This window comes from Chitinimonas prasina, from assembly GCF_030160395.1.
Lineage (GTDB): Bacteria > Pseudomonadota > Gammaproteobacteria > Burkholderiales > Chitinimonadaceae > Chitinimonas > Chitinimonas prasina.
In genome coordinates, this window is sequence record NZ_BSOG01000001.1 from 14514 (window position 1) to 31398 (window position 16885).

Annotated in this window: 17 protein-coding genes; 10 read left to right on the forward strand and 7 right to left on the reverse strand. The window is 60.7% G+C overall.

The genetic code is table 11. The features are described 5' to 3' along the window. Positions 1 to 36: 36 nt before the first annotated feature. Genes QQK16_RS00090 through QQK16_RS00100 form a run of 3 tightly spaced genes read right to left on the reverse strand, consistent with a single transcriptional unit; the run spans position 37 to position 1435 of the window. Entirely contained in the window at positions 37 to 540 is a 504-nt protein-coding gene (locus QQK16_RS00090; protein WP_284194392.1) for an ankyrin repeat domain-containing protein, read from the reverse strand. After that, positions 537 to 809: a hypothetical protein gene (locus tag QQK16_RS00095; RefSeq protein WP_284194393.1), complete on the reverse strand. Its 273-nt coding sequence runs from the start codon at positions 807 to 809 to the stop codon at positions 537 to 539. Before QQK16_RS00095 ends, QQK16_RS00090 begins: the two co-directional genes overlap by 4 nt. A gap of 35 nt (positions 810 to 844) precedes the next feature. Then, positions 845 to 1435, reverse strand: coding sequence for a polymorphic toxin-type HINT domain-containing protein (locus QQK16_RS00100; RefSeq protein WP_284194394.1), 591 nt, complete (start codon positions 1433 to 1435; stop codon positions 845 to 847). A gap of 411 nt (positions 1436 to 1846) precedes the next feature. On the opposite strand from QQK16_RS00100, the gene QQK16_RS00105 reads away from it, so the two are divergent. From QQK16_RS00105 to QQK16_RS00120, 4 genes are all read left to right on the forward strand, one after another. Then, a complete protein-coding gene (locus tag QQK16_RS00105; RefSeq protein WP_308446965.1) occupies positions 1847 to 3214 on the forward strand; it encodes an MBL fold metallo-hydrolase RNA specificity domain-containing protein in 1368 nt (455 codons plus the stop codon). Continuing rightward, on the forward strand, positions 3211 to 4731 hold the full coding sequence (locus tag QQK16_RS00110) for a thymidine phosphorylase family protein (RefSeq protein ID WP_284194395.1): 1521 nt from the start codon (positions 3211 to 3213) through the stop codon (positions 4729 to 4731). The genes QQK16_RS00105 and QQK16_RS00110 overlap by 4 nt, the downstream gene beginning before the upstream one ends. Continuing rightward, positions 4718 to 5632: a ribose-phosphate pyrophosphokinase gene (locus QQK16_RS00115; protein ID WP_284194396.1), complete on the forward strand. Its 915-nt coding sequence runs from the start codon at positions 4718 to 4720 to the stop codon at positions 5630 to 5632. Before QQK16_RS00110 ends, QQK16_RS00115 begins: the two co-directional genes overlap by 14 nt. Before the next feature lie 234 nt (positions 5633 to 5866). Continuing rightward, the gene (locus tag QQK16_RS00120; protein ID WP_284194397.1) at positions 5867 to 6451 is read left to right on the forward strand and encodes an ANTAR domain-containing response regulator; all 585 of its coding nucleotides are present in this window, start codon (positions 5867 to 5869) and stop codon (positions 6449 to 6451) included. 81 nt (positions 6452 to 6532) lie between these two features. On the opposite strand, the gene QQK16_RS21260 is transcribed toward QQK16_RS00120, so the two are convergent. Further along, positions 6533 to 6856 (reverse strand): winged helix-turn-helix transcriptional regulator, encoded by a 324-nt coding sequence (locus QQK16_RS21260; protein ID WP_368860117.1) that lies wholly within the window; start codon positions 6854 to 6856, stop codon positions 6533 to 6535. A 6-nt stretch (positions 6857 to 6862) separates the two neighbouring features. Between QQK16_RS21260 and QQK16_RS00130 the strand changes: the two genes are divergently transcribed. Next, entirely contained in the window at positions 6863 to 7222 is a 360-nt protein-coding gene (locus QQK16_RS00130) for a YciI family protein (protein WP_284194399.1), read from the forward strand. 186 nt (positions 7223 to 7408) lie between these two features. Here QQK16_RS00130 and QQK16_RS00135 read toward each other — a convergent pair whose 3' ends face one another. The 3 genes from QQK16_RS00135 to QQK16_RS00145 form a co-directional block, all read right to left on the reverse strand. Further along, the gene (locus QQK16_RS00135) at positions 7409 to 7831 is read right to left on the reverse strand and encodes a hypothetical protein (RefSeq protein ID WP_284194400.1); all 423 of its coding nucleotides are present in this window, start codon (positions 7829 to 7831) and stop codon (positions 7409 to 7411) included. Between the two features lie 13 nt (positions 7832 to 7844). Continuing rightward, positions 7845 to 9074 carry a hypothetical protein gene (locus QQK16_RS00140; protein ID WP_284194401.1) on the reverse strand — a complete coding sequence of 410 codons (1230 nt, stop codon included), beginning with the start codon at positions 9072 to 9074 and terminating at the stop codon, positions 7845 to 7847. A 271-nt stretch (positions 9075 to 9345) separates the two neighbouring features. Further along, entirely contained in the window at positions 9346 to 9597 is a 252-nt protein-coding gene (locus tag QQK16_RS00145) for an ACT domain-containing protein (RefSeq protein ID WP_284194402.1), read from the reverse strand. Between the two features lie 711 nt (positions 9598 to 10308). On the opposite strand from QQK16_RS00145, the gene QQK16_RS00150 reads away from it, so the two are divergent. The 5 genes from QQK16_RS00150 (at position 10309) to QQK16_RS00170 (ending at position 16882) form a co-directional block, all read left to right on the forward strand. Beyond that, positions 10309 to 11571: a CmpA/NrtA family ABC transporter substrate-binding protein gene (locus tag QQK16_RS00150; RefSeq protein WP_284194403.1), complete on the forward strand. Its 1263-nt coding sequence runs from the start codon at positions 10309 to 10311 to the stop codon at positions 11569 to 11571. 10 nt (positions 11572 to 11581) lie between these two features. Continuing rightward, positions 11582 to 12472, forward strand: a complete 891-nt coding sequence (ntrB, locus tag QQK16_RS00155; protein WP_284194404.1) for a nitrate ABC transporter permease — start codon at positions 11582 to 11584, stop codon at positions 12470 to 12472. Positions 12473 to 12634: 162 nt separating this feature from the next. Beyond that, positions 12635 to 13426, forward strand: a complete 792-nt coding sequence (locus QQK16_RS00160) for an ABC transporter ATP-binding protein (RefSeq protein WP_284194405.1) — start codon at positions 12635 to 12637, stop codon at positions 13424 to 13426. A 461-nt stretch (positions 13427 to 13887) separates the two neighbouring features. Continuing rightward, on the forward strand, positions 13888 to 15099 hold the full coding sequence (locus tag QQK16_RS00165; RefSeq protein ID WP_284194406.1) for a nitrate/nitrite transporter: 1212 nt from the start codon (positions 13888 to 13890) through the stop codon (positions 15097 to 15099). Between the two features lie 4 nt (positions 15100 to 15103). Further along, positions 15104 to 16882: a bifunctional protein-serine/threonine kinase/phosphatase gene (locus QQK16_RS00170; protein WP_284194407.1), complete on the forward strand. Its 1779-nt coding sequence runs from the start codon at positions 15104 to 15106 to the stop codon at positions 16880 to 16882. Positions 16883 to 16885 lie beyond the last annotated feature (3 nt).

Sequence of the window (16885 nt, forward strand, 5' to 3'; positions counted from 1 at the left end):
CGAGTACCTTTGCTGCACGTGTGTTTGTGAGAAGCACTACTCTGCACCCCTCCGGGACGCAAATGAGTGGATCAGGTCCGCGGTTTCGTCCTCACCTTTCTCGCCTGCAATATCTGCGGCCGTTGCACCAGTGTGATCGGTCTTTGCAGGATCCGCATGGTTCTCTAACAATAGCTTTGCAACTTCAGTGTATCCCCAGGCCGCCGCGCACATCAGCGGCGTCACGCCTTGGATCGTCTCGGCATCAACGTCCGCACCAAGGGATAGCAAGTAGTTCGCGACAACTGCTTCACCATTCGCAGACGCTTCGTGCAACGCCGTCATTTCAACGCTGCCAGTCGCTCGTATTGATGCACCGTTCCGCACCAGCATTTCAACTGCTGCAAGCAAGCCTTTGGCAGCGGCAACCATGAGCGGCGTTCGACCATGTATGTTGACTTCATTCACGTCGAGGCCCTCTATTCCGTGCATTAGCTGCTCTGCAGGAACATTTGCCACGATACGCTCGATAAGAATCTGAATCTTTGACTGATTATTCATCGAATTACATTGAAGTTACCAAGTTCCACTTGATTCAGTAGTCCCTGATAGTTATCGAAGCTCATCGGGGTTGCAGGAGCGTTACCAAGTTCTACTTGATTCAGTAGTCCCTGAAAGTTTTCGAAGCTCATCGGAGTTGCAGGAGCGATAACGTAGTGTCCTGGACTACCCTGCGGAACAGCTTTCAATCCTTCAGGCAAGCTATTCACCGGAAAAGCCCCGCCGTACTGCTGAGTATATTTATTGTTTGGATCGAGGTTGACCGACATTTCTTGCGGCTTGCCATTATCACCCAACGGATGAATCAGATCGCCGGCGGCTGGCGTGACGTCCCCCCCTTCCGCGCCGCCAAGCTGTTGCCGCCGCGGTAGAGCTGCCCTGCGTCACAAACACATTTATTATGCACCCAAACCCGCTGCCGACCCGCAAAGTACGTATGGAAATCCGCCACGCTGAAGTTGTACGTGGTCTCCACGCGCTCCAGCGCATTCAGCGTCAGCACCTTCAGCTCGCTGTGATCCAGGCTCTGTAGCACCATCCCCGGCTTGAGCTGAGCCGATTCCACCCAGCCCTGACCCTTCACCCAGTAGGGATGGTTGTCCGTCACTTCCATCCGGTCCAACTGGCCGGTCGCGCTTTGCGTCACCAGGGCGTACAGCGACTTGCCCGGGGTGAGGATCAGCTGGGTAATCGGCTTGAGCTGGGTCTCACCCGTTGCTTCATCTCGGGCATAGACGAGCTGGCCCACTTGCAGTTGCTCGATCGCTACCGGGCCGTTCTCTGTATAACGCGATACGGCCCCATCAGCATTTGAACGGGCGTACGCCACTCGAAGCCTGGCAAGGGATAGATACCCACCAGCAGATACCCAAGGGGGCGTATCTGTTCCAGGCATGGGATGGTTTGCTGGCAGGCGTCTATTTGCGCAGGTAGTGCACCACAGCCGTTGGAAGCAGCACAGGCAACGGAAAGCTGTCCGGGAACGAACGCGTCCAGCCCTGCCGAATTGCACAAAACTTAAGCAATCCGGCAGCTATCGCACGGCTGGCGCTGACAAGCTGTCGGTCTGGTGGCCTGAAAAGTGGCGGGGTTTTAGCGAAAAGCCCGCTCGCTATACGTGCGCTAGCTGTTGCGGACGAGCGGACGGGGCACCGGGATCAAGTGCGCCCTCAGAAAACTTAGTTTCCCCTGCAGCAGGAAGCAATCTACGCCAACTGCCATCTATGCTTGATGCACATCAAGACCCGCGCCATACGGTGTCACATACTGGATGCGATCTGACATGGGCGGACTAGAGGAGGGAAACATGAGCATGCAGCTGCAATTTCTCGGCGGTACCGGCACGGTTACCGGCTCCAAATACCTGTTGGAAGCCGAGGGGATGCGCCTGCTGGTGGACTGCGGCCTGTTTCAGGGCTGGAAGCAACTGCGGCTTCGCAACTGGACCCAGCTACCGGTCGACCCGGCCAGCATCGATGCCGTCATCCTGACCCATGCCCACCTCGATCACAGCGGCTACCTGCCACTATTGGTACGCGAAGGCTATCGCGGTCCGGTGTACTGTACTTCGGCCACGCAGGAGCTGTGCGAGGTGCTCTTGCCCGATAGCGGTAGACTGCAGGAGGAAGAAGCCGGCTATGCCAATCGCCACCATTCATCCCGGCATGATCCTGCGCTGCCGCTCTATGATGAGTCGGACGCCCAGCGCTGTCTCAAACAACTCCAGCACTGCCCCTATGGCAAGGATATTGCGCTCAACCCTAAGCTGAAACTGCATTTCCGACCGGCCGGGCATATCCTGGGCGCCGCGACCGTCGAACTGACATCCAGCACCGGTCGCATCGTGTTCTCGGGAGATCTGGGTCGACCCGCCGATCTGGTGATGAAGCCCCCTGCTACTGTCGGCCAGGCGGACTGGCTGCTGGTGGAATCCACCTATGGCAACCGCAGCCACGAGCAGGAAGACCCTCGCGTGCAACTGGGCGAAATCATCCGCCGCACCGTCGCCCAGGCTGGCGTGGTATTGATCCCTACCTTTGCCGTGGGCCGCGCCCAGAACCTGATGTACCTGCTGCACCTGCTGCGCGAATCGGGCGAGATACCCCAGGTCCCGGTATTTCTGAACAGCCCGATGGCGGTCGACGCGACCGAGATATTCCTACGCCACCAGGGCGAACACCGGCTCTCGCAGGCGCAATGCGCTGCCATGTGCCGCGACGTCACGGTGGTCTCTTCCCCGGAAGAATCCAAGGCGCTTAACCGGCGTCATGGCCCCATGATCATCCTGGCGGCCAGCGGTATGGCGACAGGTGGCCGGGTACTGCACCATATCAAGGCCTTCGCGCCCGATGCACGCAACACCATCGTGTTTTCCGGCTTCCAGGCAGGCGGAACACGTGGCGCCGCTATGTTGGGCGGCGCCAGCCATATCCGCATTTTTGGCGAGGACATCCCTATCCGAGCCCGCGTCGAAAACGTGCCCAATTTCTCGGCCCATGCCGATGCCGATGAAATACTGGGCTGGTTGCGAGGCTTTCTGACGCCCCCCAAGCAAACCTTTGTCGTCCATGGCGAGCCAGATGCCGCCGATGCCCTGCGCAAGCGCATCGCGACTGAGCTGAACTGGAACGTCTGCGTCCCCGACTACCTGCAAAGCATCAAGCTCGAAGCATGATCAACCCGCTACCCCTACTCCGCTTTCGGCCACTGGGTATCGACACTGCCCACGAATACGTGGTCTACATGAATGCCGGCTGTCACATCTGCCGCTCCGAAGGGTTTGCTGCGCAGGCCAGGCTGGTGGTCAGTGCCAATGGTCGCAGCATCATCGCCACGCTCAATACCGTCAAAGGCAACCTGCTGGGTATAGACGAAGCCTCGCTGAGCCTATCGGCCCAACGTGCACTCAATCTGCACGAGCACGATAATCTTGCCTTCTCCCATGTACCGGTACTGCAGTCCGAGAGTTATCTGCGTGCCAAGATTTACGGCCAGCGGCTGGCACCCAGTGAGCTCAGCGCCATCATCAACGATACCGTTGCTGGGCGTTTATCCGATCTGCACCTGGCAGCCTTCGTGTCTGCTTGCGCGGGGGAACGGCTGGATATCGATGAGACCGTTGCCCTTACCCGCGCCATGGTCGCTGCCGGCGCCACCCTGGATTGGGGCAGCCATCCCATTGTCGACAAGCACTGCGTTGGCGGCCTGCCTGGCAACCGTACCACCCCCATTGTGGTCGCCATCGTCTCGGCCTGTGGCCTGACCATGCCCAAGACATCGTCGCGCGCCATCACCTCGCCCGCCGGCACGGCCGATACCATGGAAGTCCTGGCGCCCGTCAATCTGGACCTAGCTGGCATACGCCGGGTGGTAGGCAATACGGGGGGCTGTGTGGTCTGGGGCGGTGCCATGCAGTTAAGCCCTGCCGACGATATCCTGATACAGGTGGAAAGACCGCTGGACCTCGACAGCGACGGCCAATTGGTGGCCTCCATCCTCTCCAAGAAGCTCGCCGCCGGATCGGATCAGGTGTTGATCGATATCCCGGTCGGCCCTACCGCCAAGGTCAGAACGCTGGAGACCGCCACCCGGCTACAGGCGCGACTGCTTGCGGTAGGCACGCAGCTGGGCATCCATGTGCAGGTGATGATCACCGATGGCCGGCAGCCCATAGGCCGTGGTGTCGGCCCGGCGCTGGAAGCGCGCGATGTGCTGCAGGTGCTGCAGAATGCCCCCCAGGCTCCTGCTGATTTGCGCGAGCGTGCCCTGCTGCTGGCCGCCAGGCTGCTGGAAATGGGTGCCGCCGCCCCGCCGGGGCAAGGCATGGCGCTGGCCATGGCCACCCTTGATAACGGCAATGCCTGGCGGCAGTTCCAGGCCATCTGCGAGGCCCAAGGCGGTATGCGGCAAGTACCCCAGGCACCACTGACCCAGCCGGTGCTGGCCGTGCAAGCCGGACAGGTGCAAGACATAGACAGCCGTACCCTGGCCCGCATTGCCAAGCTGGCGGGTGCACCCCAATCGAAAGCCGCAGGGCTGGATCTGCATGTCAGGCTGGGCGATACCGTCATTACCGGCCAGCCACTGTTCACCATCCATGCCGAAGCCCCAGGCGAACTACGCTATGCCCAGGCCTACGCCGCCGAACAAACCAGCGTCATCACCCTGGACACCGACCATGGCCAAGACTGATCAAACTGACATCGTCCTGCTGACCCTGCCTGGCAATGAAGCCCAAGCCGAGGCACTGGCCACGCGGTTGAACTGCAACGCGGCCCCCGTTCTACTGCATACTTTCCCCGACGGCGAAACGCTGGTCACCGTGCCAGAGGGCTTGCAGGACCGTTGCGTGATACTGGTATGCACGCTGGACCACCCCGACAGCAAGCTGGCCCCGCTGCTGTTCGCCGCCGATACCGCTCGCGAACTGGGCGCCCGCAAGGTGGGACTGGTTGCACCTTATCTGGCTTACATGCGGCAGGACATCCGCTTTGCCCCCGGCCAGGCCGTCAGTTCGCGTACCTTTGCCGCAGTGCTGTCGCGGCATATCGATTTTCTGGCCACGGTCGACCCCCATCTGCATCGTAACCACGCCCTCGACCCATTGTTCAAGCTGCCCTGTGCCGCCGTAGCAGCTGCGCCCGCCATCGCAGACTGGATTGCCCAGGCCGTCCCCAAGCCCTTGCTGATCGGCCCCGATAGCGAGAGTGAACAGTGGATCGCAGCCGTCGCCAAGCGGCTGGGAGCGCCTTATCTGGTACTGGAGAAAACCCGCCGAGGCGATCGAGATGTCAGCGTCTCGGAGATCGATGCCGGCGCCTGGGCACAGCACACGCCCGTCCTGCTGGACGATATCCTCTCCACCGCCCGCACCATGATTGCGGCGGTGCAGCGCCTGCGCGAAGCCGGCCTGGCCGCCCCCATCTGCATCGCCGTCCACCCCATACTCAGCGGCGATGCCCTGCCCTCACTCATGGCGGCAGGCGCCGCCAGGGTAGTCAGCTGCAACACCATCAGCCACAGTAGCAACGCCATCGACGTCATGCCGCTGATTGCAGCAGCGCTCACGCTGCATTGCCTGCCAGCAGCCTGAACCTTTGGCCTGCATGGCATAGACAGCCGACACCACGTCACCGCCCCCGGTGCAAAAACGGTCGTGGCTGGCCATAGCAGCGTTACCAGCCTCATCTTGGTGCAAGGGTGGGGCACGTACAGCACATGCCAGTCAGGGGAAACAACACAAACCATTGATTTTATTTGAATAATACAAGAACCATTAGTCGGCACAAGCCTTGCTTTATATTCTTCCCACCCTGGAAGAAAGCCCATGAACAAAGCATTGCGGCTAGTACTGGTAGACGATACGGAGCGCGAGCTGGGTGCGCTGCGCGACGCATTGCTGGCTGCGGGCTTCGAGGTCATCGCCGAAGTCGACAGCGCCTTTGCCTTGGCCGATGTGGTGGCCAGACTGGAGCCTGATGCCGTCATCGTCGATACCGACTCTCCCAGCCGCGATGTGCTGGAACATATCGCCGTCATGCACCAGGATGCCCCCCGGCCTATCGTCATGTTCACTGACGATGGTTCGGAAGCTCGCATCAAGGAAGCCATACGCGCAGGCGTGACTGCCTATGTGGTGGACGGGCTGTCACCCGCCCGACTGAAACCAGTGCTGGACGTGGCCATTGCCCGCTTCGATGAAGAACGCAAGCTGCGTAACGAGCTGGCCGATACCCGGCAGCAACTGCTGGATCGCAAGATCATAGACCGCGCCAAGGGCTTGCTGATGAAGCGCCGCAATATCGATGAGGATGCTGCCTATCAATTGCTGCGCAAGACCGCCATGACCCGTGGGCAAAAGCTGGCCGAGGTTGCCAGGCAGTTGGTGGAAGCGACCGAATTGCTGGGTTAGCTTGTCAGCCATGCGGCCGTCTCAGGCTGTCGCGGTGGCCGCCCAAGTCTAAGAGACTGTTATTTGAATGTTATGCGCAATTCAGTGCCCAGCGGCCCATGTTTCAGCCCACTCTCGAAGTGGTGCAATAACCCTCATTAGCTCCGCTCCGTTGGCAGTTAATAGATAGCCTTCACTACCCAGCTCGACCAGATTGGCCTCTCTTAATTCGCCTAACCGTGTGTTGAGTACGCTAGATGAAGCATTCTCGCAATGTGCTTGCAACTCTCGAAATGATCTAGGGGCTATGCTTAGCTCCCACAACACTCTCATTGCCCATCTGCGACCTAGAAGATCCAGAATGACCATCACTGGTCGCCCGGACACTGATCCTCGGGCATGACTACCTAGCTTTGGGGGTTTCATCGTTAGTTGCGCTTCGAAAAAAGAAGCGGTATTCTACTGGGCACCATCAATCAAAACAAGCGGGTGTATTCCATGTTCCTTATTGATCTAGTTTTTACCGCACCCAATGATGTTGTCGACAAGTATGTGGCTGCTCACAGGCAATATTTATCAAGCCACTACGATCAAGGACTATTTTTACTAGGGGGTAGAAAAGTTCCTAGAACAGGTGGCGTCATACTTTCACGGCACAATACACTTGCAGAAGTAGAGCAAATATTTAACTCAGACCCGCTAGTTCTAGCATCCGCCGCCAGTTATACCGTCATGGAGTTTGAACTGGCTATGCTTTCACCAGAACTGAAAGCACTAAGCTTTATCCAGTAAAGGCGCTATTGTTCCTAATATCAACAGGCGCATAAACCATCATTCAACCGGACTGAACTGCCCCGTGTTTGATGGAGGCTCTAACTACTTGAGAAGATAGCACCATGAAGAAGTCCGCCAAGTTTTCCCCCTAAGCTCGCGAACGCGCCATGCGCATGGTATTAAAGAGCCAGGGGGCGGTACCGCCTAGGGTGCGTACAGTATCTTCACGCTCGCATCGGCCTCGGCCCGGTCCAGATACCCGACCATATGGGGATTCGCCGCCAACAGGCGCTTGAGTTCGGCGGCGCTGGCAACCTGCTGCGGTGCCACGCCCTTGCCGGTGAAATTCAGCCGCGCCCAATGGCTCTTCAGTTGTGCTTCGCTCTTGTTCAGCACCTTGTCCAGAAAGTCCTGCCGCACCGGCCCGGCCCCCAGCATCAAGGGCACGATGACGCCACCGCCGGGGAACTCCTTCAGGCGCAGGTAATAGATATCCAGCACCTGTTGCCGGCTAAACGACACGGCCGGACTCTTGCTGCCAGCCACCAGCACCGGTTCTGCCTGGGCCGGCAGCACCCCTATGGCGCATAAGATGATGGAACCGAGATGACGATGCATGCGGGTCATGGTCGGCTCCCGCTCAGAAGATGAAGTCGAGGTTGGCGGTATAGGTACTCACCTTGCCATCGAACTGGGATTGCGGCCCCATGCGAAACTCGACCTTGTTGCTACTGCCCCAGAAGCGGTTTTTGATCTTGTAATGATCCCACTGCAGCTTGAGCGCCATATTGCTGCTCAACTCCCAGCGCAGCCCCAACGCGAGTTGGTCGCGGTGGTACTGGCCAGTCACATTGGCGGCATTCGCGGCAGCCAGCGCACTCAGCAGCGCCATTTGGTCGGTTGTCGCTTGCGGTGGCGTGGTCAGCCTCAGGTCAACCGGTTCAGCAATCGGCTTGAGACTGCCCAAAACAAGATAAGGGGTGAAATCGCCTATGCGCCTTGCCCCCAGCAGATACCAGCCACCCGATCCGCTCAGGATCGCGGAATCGGACTTGCGGCTTACCCATTCCCCTTGCACGACATAGGTATCATCGTCCCAGCTGAAACCCAGGCTGACCATCTTGTTGACCACATCCGTCAACTTGAAGCGCTCGCGATAAACCTGGTTGCAATTGCTGCAAAGGCCCATTTGCTGGGCATCACGCACCAGACCCAAAAATTGGTCCACGCTATTGCCGGCAAAGGGCTTCAGCCCGCCCTTAGGCCGGGAATAGCCCAAGCGCAGCAACAAGGGGCCGGATGTCCACTTGGCGGAGAGCCCCATCTGCTTCGGTACTTCAATCTCGCCCAGCGAGACATCCACCCGGGTTTTGCCGTAATAGCCCTCGATACCCAATACGCCCTCACCAAAGTGGCGCTCCCACTGCCCGGTTACGCCATCGTTGAAGGTGATGGAGTTATTGGAATAGACCTGTCCCGGTGGCTGCGCACTGATCTGTGCGTAGTAGAGGTCGTTGTAGTCCGACATCAGGAAAACCGGCGCCAATGCCCGTCCCAGCTTGATATTGATCTCGCTGCTGGGCTCCCAGCCCAGGTAGGCCCACTGCACCCTGGGCCGGTGGCTGCTGTTGACCTCCTTCTTTGAGATCAACTGAAAGCCCGCGTTGAATGGTCCTGCCGGCCTTAGCTTGAGTTGCACGGCAAGCAGGCTGTCGGCATCGAAGCGGGTCTCGTTGCGCGCCCCCGTGCTGGTGCGTATGTCCGAGCGCACGGTCGCATTGGGGTCGTCGGCATGGTAGACGCCCACGGTGCCAAAGCCATCAAGCTTCACCCAGTCGGGCAAGGCTTCCGCCCTAACCTGCATTGCCATTGCCATCGCGTTGCATAGCGCAAGCGCTACCAGACCCCTGCGTCCCATCATGCCCTCTCTGCCCTGCGCCCCACAGACCAGGGGCGAGATGTATGCGTCATCCCTCGACGCCATCTATGTGGGATAGGTAAGGAGCGCCGGATAGGCAAGCCACATATTGCAAAGGCTGGGGCTTTTGAGGCGGAATGTGCTGACCATACCGGGCAAGGCAAGAGCCCGGCGGGGCCGCCCTAACTGCTAGCGACTCGGTGCAAGATTAGGGAACAGGCTCTTACAGCAGCACCCGCACACCTTCGCCGCGCATGGCGAGTGAGCGCACCTCGGCCAGCTTGGCCAGTTGCATGACCAGGCTGAACACCGAACGGCTGCTCTCCAGTTCGATGCATACATCCATGTAGCCACGGCCCTTGGGCATCTCGGCGGCCACACGGCGCACCGAATAACCACGGTGGCGCACCACGCGCAATACGCGCTCCAGTGCATCGCTATTGTTGTCCAGGTTCAACGTCAGTTGCTGTGCCATCTCAATTACTCCTGCGGGGACTGGGGATAGGGTCTGAAATGACGAAGCCCCCGATCTTTCGATTCGGGGGCTTCGTCTGGATTCTTTGTCGTTCGGGTTCTGGCTCAGCTTCCCGATCGCGCAAACACCAACGCGCCCCACGATGTAATCATCATGGTGCGTTTCATGGTAGTGGTCAGCGCGTTGAGCACAGGGAACATGGGCTGTTGCAATGCAAAATGGATTCGACACCCCCACTCTAACTGCAGCCGCAAGCAGTGGCAAGCATCTTGTTTCACCATCAGGCTAGCCGTCTCACCCGGATTGGTGCACCGCGCCAATCTGCCTGCTGCGTCATGGTGCATGGCGCAATCTGCGACAGCGTGTCTTTACGCCCACCAGCTGAGTGGCAGCACTTTGGTGGCAAGCCATAGCACCATAATTTACTGTTTTATATCAAGCGTATAAGTACAAAAAATCGGGCGGGAATTGGCAGCTGATACCCGCTGGCACACTTGCTGCATAGTGATAGGCGTTACCCGGTTCAATGTCGAACCGGATCACTCCAGATTCGTTGGGGAGTCTGACTGGGAGCCCAAGCTTGCATGCAAGCGGATAGCTCCGGGCCGCGCAGCCTTGCTGTCGGCCCAAGGACAACGGCGTCCTTTGACCGGTTTTACCGGTCGAGGTACGCCGTTTTTTTTGCGCCCGCGTTTTGACCAAGGAAGCAGCATGGACCAACCCGCAAACAACAGCACACCGTCCGCCAGCCGCCGCGATTTCATGAAGACACTCAGCCTCGCCGGTGCCGGCTCTATCCTCTCTGTCGTGCCGCCCCAGGTGCGCGCCGCAGCCAATAGCCAGACCGGCAAACCGGAGAAGACCGAAGTCAGGATAGGCTTCATACCGCTCACCGACTGCGCCTCGGTGGTCATGGCCGCTGTACTGGGCTTCGACAAGAAATATGGCATCAAGATCATACCCAGCAAGGAAGCCAGCTGGGCCGGCGTGCGCGACAAGCTGGTGAACGGCGAGCTGGACGCCGCCCATGTGCTGTACGGCCTGATCTATGGCGTACAACTGGGTATAGGCGGCCCCAAGAAGGACATGAATGTCCTGATGACGCTGAACAACAATGGCCAGGCCATTACCTTGTCCAACCAGCTCAAGGACAAGGGTGTGAAAGACGGCGCCAGCCTGGCGCGTCTGGTCAAGGCCGAACCCCGTGAATACACCTTTGCCCAGACCTTCCCCACGGGCACTCACGCCATGTGGCTGTACTATTGGCTGGCCAGCCAGGGCATAGACCCGCTCAAGGACGTCAAGACCATCGTAGTGCCACCGCCGCAGATGGTGGCCAATATGCGGGTAGGCAATATGGATGGTTTCTGCGTGGGCGAGCCCTGGAACAACCGAGCCCTGGCCGACGGCATAGGCTACACCGCCACCACCACCCAGGACATCTGGACCGACCACCCCGAGAAGGTGCTGGGTACCACCGCCGACTTCGTCGCCCAGTACCCCAATACTGCGCGGGCACTGGTCATGGCCGTGCTCGATGCCTCGCGCTGGATAGACACTATGGCCAACCGCCAGCGGGTTGCCGAAACCATTGCCGACAAGAGCTATGTGAACTGCCCGGTCGACATCATCGACCAGCGGCTGGAAGGCAAGTACGACAACGGCCTGGGGCGCAAGTGGCAGGATCCGAACTACATGAAGTTCTTCAACGACGGCAAGGTCAATTTCCCCTACCTGTCGGACGGCATGTGGTTCCTGACCCAGCATCGCCGCTGGGGCCTGCTCAAGACCGACCCCGATTACCTGGCCGTGGCCAAGTCAGTCAACCGCATCGATGTGTATAGCGATGCCGCCCGGGCACTGGGCATCGCCGTCCCCAAGGAAGCCCTGCGCAGCACCAAGCTGATGGACGGCACCGTTTGGGACGGCAAGCACCCGGCTGCCTACGCCGCCAGTTTCAAGATTCGCGCCTGAGGAGCCCATCATGCCTACCCACGCACTGAGCACACCCCTTGCCGAAGACCCACCCAGGCGCAAACCACGCCGGCCAGCCGCACCACGGCTGCAAACCCTGGACGGCCTCCCCCCTGGTCCCGGCCGTTTCAATCGCAGCCTGCACTGGCTGGCCTTTCATGGCCTGCCGCCCCTACTGGGGCTGGCGCTGTTCATGTTGGGATGGCAACTGCTGTCACTGCACAACGCCAGCCTGCCTGGCCCCGCTACCACCTGGGCTGCCGCAGTAGAGCTGTTTGCCGACCCTTTCTACGACAACGGCCCCAACGATCAAGGCATAGGCTGGAACATCCTGCATTCGCTGGCCCGCGTCGGCATCGGCTTCGGCCTGGCCGCACTGGTGGGGATACCCGCCGGTTTCATCATTGGCCGTTTTGCCTTTATCGGCCGCATGGCGGCACCCATTATCAGCCTGCTCAGGCCGGTCTCACCCCTGGCCTGGCTACCCATAGGCCTGCTGGTGTTCAAGGCCGCCGGGCCGGCCTCCATCTGGGTCATCTTCATCTCCAGCATCTGGCCCATGGTGCTCAATACCGCAGCAGGCGTAGCGCAGGTGCCGCAGGACTACCTCAACGTCGCCCGCGTGCTCAAGTTGCCTGAAGCTAAGGTATTCACCCGCATCCTCTTTCCAGCCGTGCTGCCGCACATGATTACCGGCATACGGCTGGCCATAGGCGTGGCTTGGCTGGTCATCGTCGCCGCAGAAATGCTGACAGGCGGCGTCGGCCTGGGCTTTTGGGTATGGGATGAATGGAACAACCTCAATGTGGCACACATCCTGATCGCCATCTTTGTGGTCGGGATTGTCGGCTTGCTGCTGGAGCAGGCTCTGGTGCTGCTGGCACGGCGTTTCGAGTATTAGGACAACAAGAAGCAGGCATGGAGCAAGACTGGGCGGGAGCGCTGGCCGCGTCACCGGGACGGCCGGTTAGCGCTCTCCAACCCTATGAGCCTGTTTGGGGCGGCTAAACAAACCCACTGCTGGCGGCCCTTAAGACCCTTTACCCAGAATCAGGAGCCACACATGGACAAATTCGTACAACTGCAAGACGTGGGCATGGCCTTCGATACCCGGCAGGGGCGCTTTGTGGCCTTGCGCAATGTCAATCTTGATATACGCGAGGGGGAGTTCCTGGCACTGATAGGCCATTCCGGCTGCGGCAAATCCACCGTGCTCAATCTGATCGCAGGCCTACTGCGGCCCTCGGCCGGTGTATTGCTCTGCCATAACCGCGAAATCGCCGGCCCAGGCCCCGATCGCGGCGTGGTGTTCCAGAACCATTCGCTGCTGCCCTGGCTAAGCTGCTACGGCAACGTCTACCTGGCAGTGGAGCGGGTATTTGGTGCCAAGGAGAACCGCAGCATGCTCAAGCAGCGCACGCACGACGCATTGGCCATGGTCGGGCTCAGCCACGCTAGCCACAAACGCCCGCACGAGATATCTGGCGGCATGAAGCAGCGTGTAGGCATCGCCCGGGCACTGGCCATGCAGCCCAAGGTACTGCTGCTGGACGAGCCCTTCGGCGCCCTCGACGCCCTCACCCGCGCCCACCTGCAGGACGAACTGCTGCGTATCGTCGCCCAGACCCGCACCACCACCGTGATGGTGACGCATGATGTGGACGAAGCTGTCTTGCTGTCCGACCGTATCGTGATGATGACCAACGGCCCCGCCGCCACCGTGGGCGAAATACTCGCCATAGACCTGCCCCGCCCGCGCGAACGCCTGGCATTGGCCAGCGACCCGGCCTATCACGCTGCCCGCAATGTCGTGATGGATTTCCTGTACCGGCGCGAGATACGGCAGGCTGCCTAGCTGCCAGCATCGCAGGGCAGGCCATGGGCCATAGCAATGACTGGTATGGCCTCTCTCCGCGCACCTGCATAGTGCACAACCCTTGCCGCACCGCACAATTTTCATGCGCGGCTCCATCCACACCATATCAAGCCCAACACAAGCCATTGATTAATATAAAAACAAGACAATGGCACGGCATTTGCTGATAGCAACCAGCCTGTAATAAGCAGCACCCATCGTTGCAACGGCGCAGCGGTGGACGGAGCACTAAGAGCCTGTTCAAAGTCTTTTCGCCGCGTGAAAAGACTTTGAACAGGCTCTAAAAAGCCCCAGAGGCAGACAACGGTTCAAGGTCGAACCTACAGATTTCGGACAAAGGCGTCCCCGCACCCTATCGGTCATGGAAGACCGATAGGGCAGCGAGGACGCCTTTTTTGCGTTCTAGGCCCGCGCAGCGTGCGGGCACAGGGGAGTAGCAAATGGACAAAGGTTTCTGGAAAGCGGGCCATACGCCCACGCTGGTGTCGGCCTTCCTGTATTTCGATCTCAGCTTCATGGTGTGGGTGCTGCTGGGACCATTGGCTGTCTATATCGCCCGCGACCTGGGGCTCAGCCCCTCGCAGAAGGGCCTGATGGTGGCCACGCCACTGCTGGCGGGCGCCTTGCTGCGGTTGCTGATGGGCGTGCTGGTCGATCACCTCAAGCCTCGCCTGGCCGGCGCCGTGGGCCAAGTGATCGTGATGGCTGCCCTGCTGGTGGCCTGGCTGGCCGGCGTGCACAGCTTTTCCCAAGTGATGGTGCTGGGGGTGTTCCTGGGCGTGGCAGGCGCTTCCTTCGCTGTGGCGCTACCGCTGGCATCGCGCTGGTATCCACCGCACTACCAGGGTACGGCAATGGGCATAGCCGGCGCCGGTAACTCGGGTACGGCCATCGCCGCCCTGTTTGCCCCCAGCCTGGCCAAGGCCTTTGGTTGGAATGCCGTGTTCGGGCTGGTGCTGATTCCCCTGCTGCTGGTATTCGTGCTGTATCTCGTCATGGCCAAGGACAGCCCCAACTGCCCACCCGCCAAGAAGCTGTCCGAATACCTGGGCGTACTGCGCGACCGTGATGCCTGGTGGTTCATGTTCTTCTATTGCGTCACTTTCGGCGGCTTCTCTGGTCTGGCCTCCTCGCTCACCGTCTACTTCAACGACCAATACGGGTTGGAGCCGGTGCAGGCGGGTTTTTATACCGCCATGTGCGTGTTCGCCGGCTCGCTGATGCGCCCCATAGGCGGTACGGTCGCAGACAAGGTGGGCGGTATCCGTTCGCTGCTGGTGATGTATACCCTGGCTGCAGCCTGCCTCTATCTGGTCTCTCTCGATCTGCCACATGCCTGGATGGCATTGATGGCGCTGGTGGCCGGCATGCTGTGGCTGGGTATGGGCAACGGCGCCGTGTTCCAGCTGGTGCCACAGCGCTTTCGCAAGGAGATAGGCGTGATGACCGGCCTGGTGGGCATGGCCGGCGGTATAGGCGGCTTTCTGCTGGCAACCGGCCTGGGGTACTCCAAGCAGTTGACCGGCAGCTATTCGCTGGGCCTGAGCCTGTTTGCCGCACTGGCCCTGTTTGCCTGGATAGGCTTACTGTCTGTCAAGCAGCGCTGGCGCACCACCTGGGGTGCCGCCCATATCGCTGGCGCCAAGGTCTGACCCCATGCACGCCTTGCTTGATCTCGCCATTGGTACCGCCAGCCTGGCCGGCAAAAAACCGCGCAACGAGGATGCCCTTGCAGCGGTGGAACCGCCAACCGACATGGTTGCTACCAAGGGCTGGCTGCTGGCGATAGCCGACGGCATCAGCCACTCGGCCGATGGCAAGCTGGCCGCACAGGCCACCGTGCGTGGCCTGGCGGCCGACTACTACGCCACGCCCGACACCTGGGAACCCGCCCATGCCATGGACCGTATCATCACCGCACAAAATCTGTGGCTGAACGGTCAGGCCCAGCGCGACAAGCTGAGCCAGCCGCTGGCCACCACCCTGACGGCGTTGGTGCTGCGGGGTCGCCGCTACACCCTGGCCCATGTCGGTGATTGCCGTGCCTACCGCTTGAATGCTGATGGCTTTGCACAACTGAGTGCAGACCATACCTGGCAGCAGCCTGGCTACCAGCATGTGCTCAAGCGCGCCGTGGGCCTGGATCAGCATGTGATGGTGGATTTTTGCGAGGGCGAACTGCAGGCCGGCGACCTGTTTGCCCTGGTGTGCGACGGCGTTTGGGAAGCCTTGGGCGATGTGGCCCTGCACCGGTTGCTGGAACTGCACGATGAGCCCCAACGTGCCGCCGACGCGCTGCTGGCTGCCGCCCTGGCAGCGGGCAGCCAGGACAATGTCACGGCAGTGGTGGTGCGGGTACAGACCCTGCCGCAAGGCCAGTTGCTGGACGAACTGGCCCAGGCCGCCACGCGGCCTATCCCGCCACGCCTGCGGCCGGACCAGTTCATCGCCGGCTTCCAGATAGAGCAATTGCTGGCCGAGAGCCGCGTCAGCCTGGTGTATCGCGCACGCGATGAACGCGGGCAAAGGGTGGTCATCAAGACCCTGACCGAACTGGCTGGCAAGGACACCGAACTGGCCCAGGGCCTGCTGACCGAGGGCTGGTTGCTCAAGCGTGCCGCCAGCCAACACCTGCCCGAAGTCATCGACACCGCCGACAGCCCCTGGCTGATCCTGGCCATGCGCTGGTATCCCGGCGAGACCCTGGCTCAACGGCTGGCCCGCAACGAGCCCCTCAGCCCACAGGATGCCGTGCGGCTGGGCTTGGCCCTGAGCCGTGCCTTGGGGGCACTGCACCGGCTGGATATCGTCCATCGCGATATCAAGCCCGACAACCTGCACCTGGATCATGAAGGCCGCTTGCGCCTGCTGGACCTGGGCGTGGCGCAATGCCCCGGCATCACCCCGGCCGACAGTGCCACACCGGGCACGCCCAGCTATATCGCACCCGAGCAATACACCGGTCACGCTGCCAGCCCGGCCAGCGACCTGTATGCGGCGGGCGTCACCTTGTACTACGCCCTCACGCGCCGCTACCCCTATGGCGAGATCGAGCCATTCCAGACACCGGGCTTTGGTGACCCTGTTCCGCCCAGCCGCTACCGGCCTGATCTGCCGCTATGGCTGGAGAGCGTGCTGCTCAAGCTGGTGGCGCGCGAACCGGCACACCGCTTCGAGACGGCAGAAGAGCTGCGGCTGGCACTGGAACTGGGCGAAGCCCGCCCCTTGCGCGTGGCACGGCGCAGCCCGCTGGCCAGCCGCTCACCCGGCCGGCTCTGGATGGCGCTGGCGCTGTGCTCGCTGGGCTTCAATCTGCTGCTGTTGTTTGTCCTGCTGGTCGGCACGCCCGACTCCGCCACCGGCATGCACCAACAGGCCGCCGGTACAGCTGCCACCCCTACCCCCCCATCCCCTATGGCAACACCACGGAGCTAAACC

Excerpts from the sequence above, each read along its gene's own strand:
- QQK16_RS00115 (WP_284194396.1), top strand. The coding sequence starts at position 4,718 with ATGGCCAAGACTGATCAAACTGACATCGTCCTGCTGACCCTGCCTGGC.
- QQK16_RS00160 (WP_284194405.1), top strand. The coding sequence starts at position 12,635 with ATGGACAAATTCGTACAACTGCAAGACGTGGGCATGGCCTTCGATACC.
- QQK16_RS00170 (WP_284194407.1), top strand. The coding sequence starts at position 15,104 with ATGCACGCCTTGCTTGATCTCGCCATTGGTACCGCCAGCCTGGCCGGC.
- QQK16_RS00100 (WP_284194394.1), bottom strand. The coding sequence starts at position 1,435 with ATGCCTGGAACAGATACGCCCCCTTGGGTATCTGCTGGTGGGTATCTA.
- QQK16_RS00105 (WP_308446965.1), top strand. The coding sequence starts at position 1,847 with ATGAGCATGCAGCTGCAATTTCTCGGCGGTACCGGCACGGTTACCGGC.
- QQK16_RS00120 (WP_284194397.1), top strand. The coding sequence starts at position 5,867 with ATGAACAAAGCATTGCGGCTAGTACTGGTAGACGATACGGAGCGCGAG.
- QQK16_RS00090 (WP_284194392.1), bottom strand. The coding sequence starts at position 540 with ATGAATAATCAGTCAAAGATTCAGATTCTTATCGAGCGTATCGTGGCA.
- QQK16_RS00145 (WP_284194402.1), bottom strand. The coding sequence starts at position 9,597 with ATGGCACAGCAACTGACGTTGAACCTGGACAACAATAGCGATGCACTG.
- ntrB (WP_284194404.1), top strand. The coding sequence starts at position 11,582 with ATGCCTACCCACGCACTGAGCACACCCCTTGCCGAAGACCCACCCAGG.
- QQK16_RS21260 (WP_368860117.1), bottom strand. The coding sequence starts at position 6,856 with ATGAAACCCCCAAAGCTAGGTAGTCATGCCCGAGGATCAGTGTCCGGG.
- QQK16_RS00135 (WP_284194400.1), bottom strand. The coding sequence starts at position 7,831 with ATGACCCGCATGCATCGTCATCTCGGTTCCATCATCTTATGCGCCATA.
- QQK16_RS00140 (WP_284194401.1), bottom strand. The coding sequence starts at position 9,074 with ATGGCAATGCAGGTTAGGGCGGAAGCCTTGCCCGACTGGGTGAAGCTT.
- QQK16_RS00165 (WP_284194406.1), top strand. The coding sequence starts at position 13,888 with ATGGACAAAGGTTTCTGGAAAGCGGGCCATACGCCCACGCTGGTGTCG.
- QQK16_RS00110 (WP_284194395.1), top strand. The coding sequence starts at position 3,211 with ATGATCAACCCGCTACCCCTACTCCGCTTTCGGCCACTGGGTATCGAC.
- QQK16_RS00150 (WP_284194403.1), top strand. The coding sequence starts at position 10,309 with ATGGACCAACCCGCAAACAACAGCACACCGTCCGCCAGCCGCCGCGAT.
- QQK16_RS00095 (WP_284194393.1), bottom strand. The coding sequence starts at position 809 with ATGTCGGTCAACCTCGATCCAAACAATAAATATACTCAGCAGTACGGC.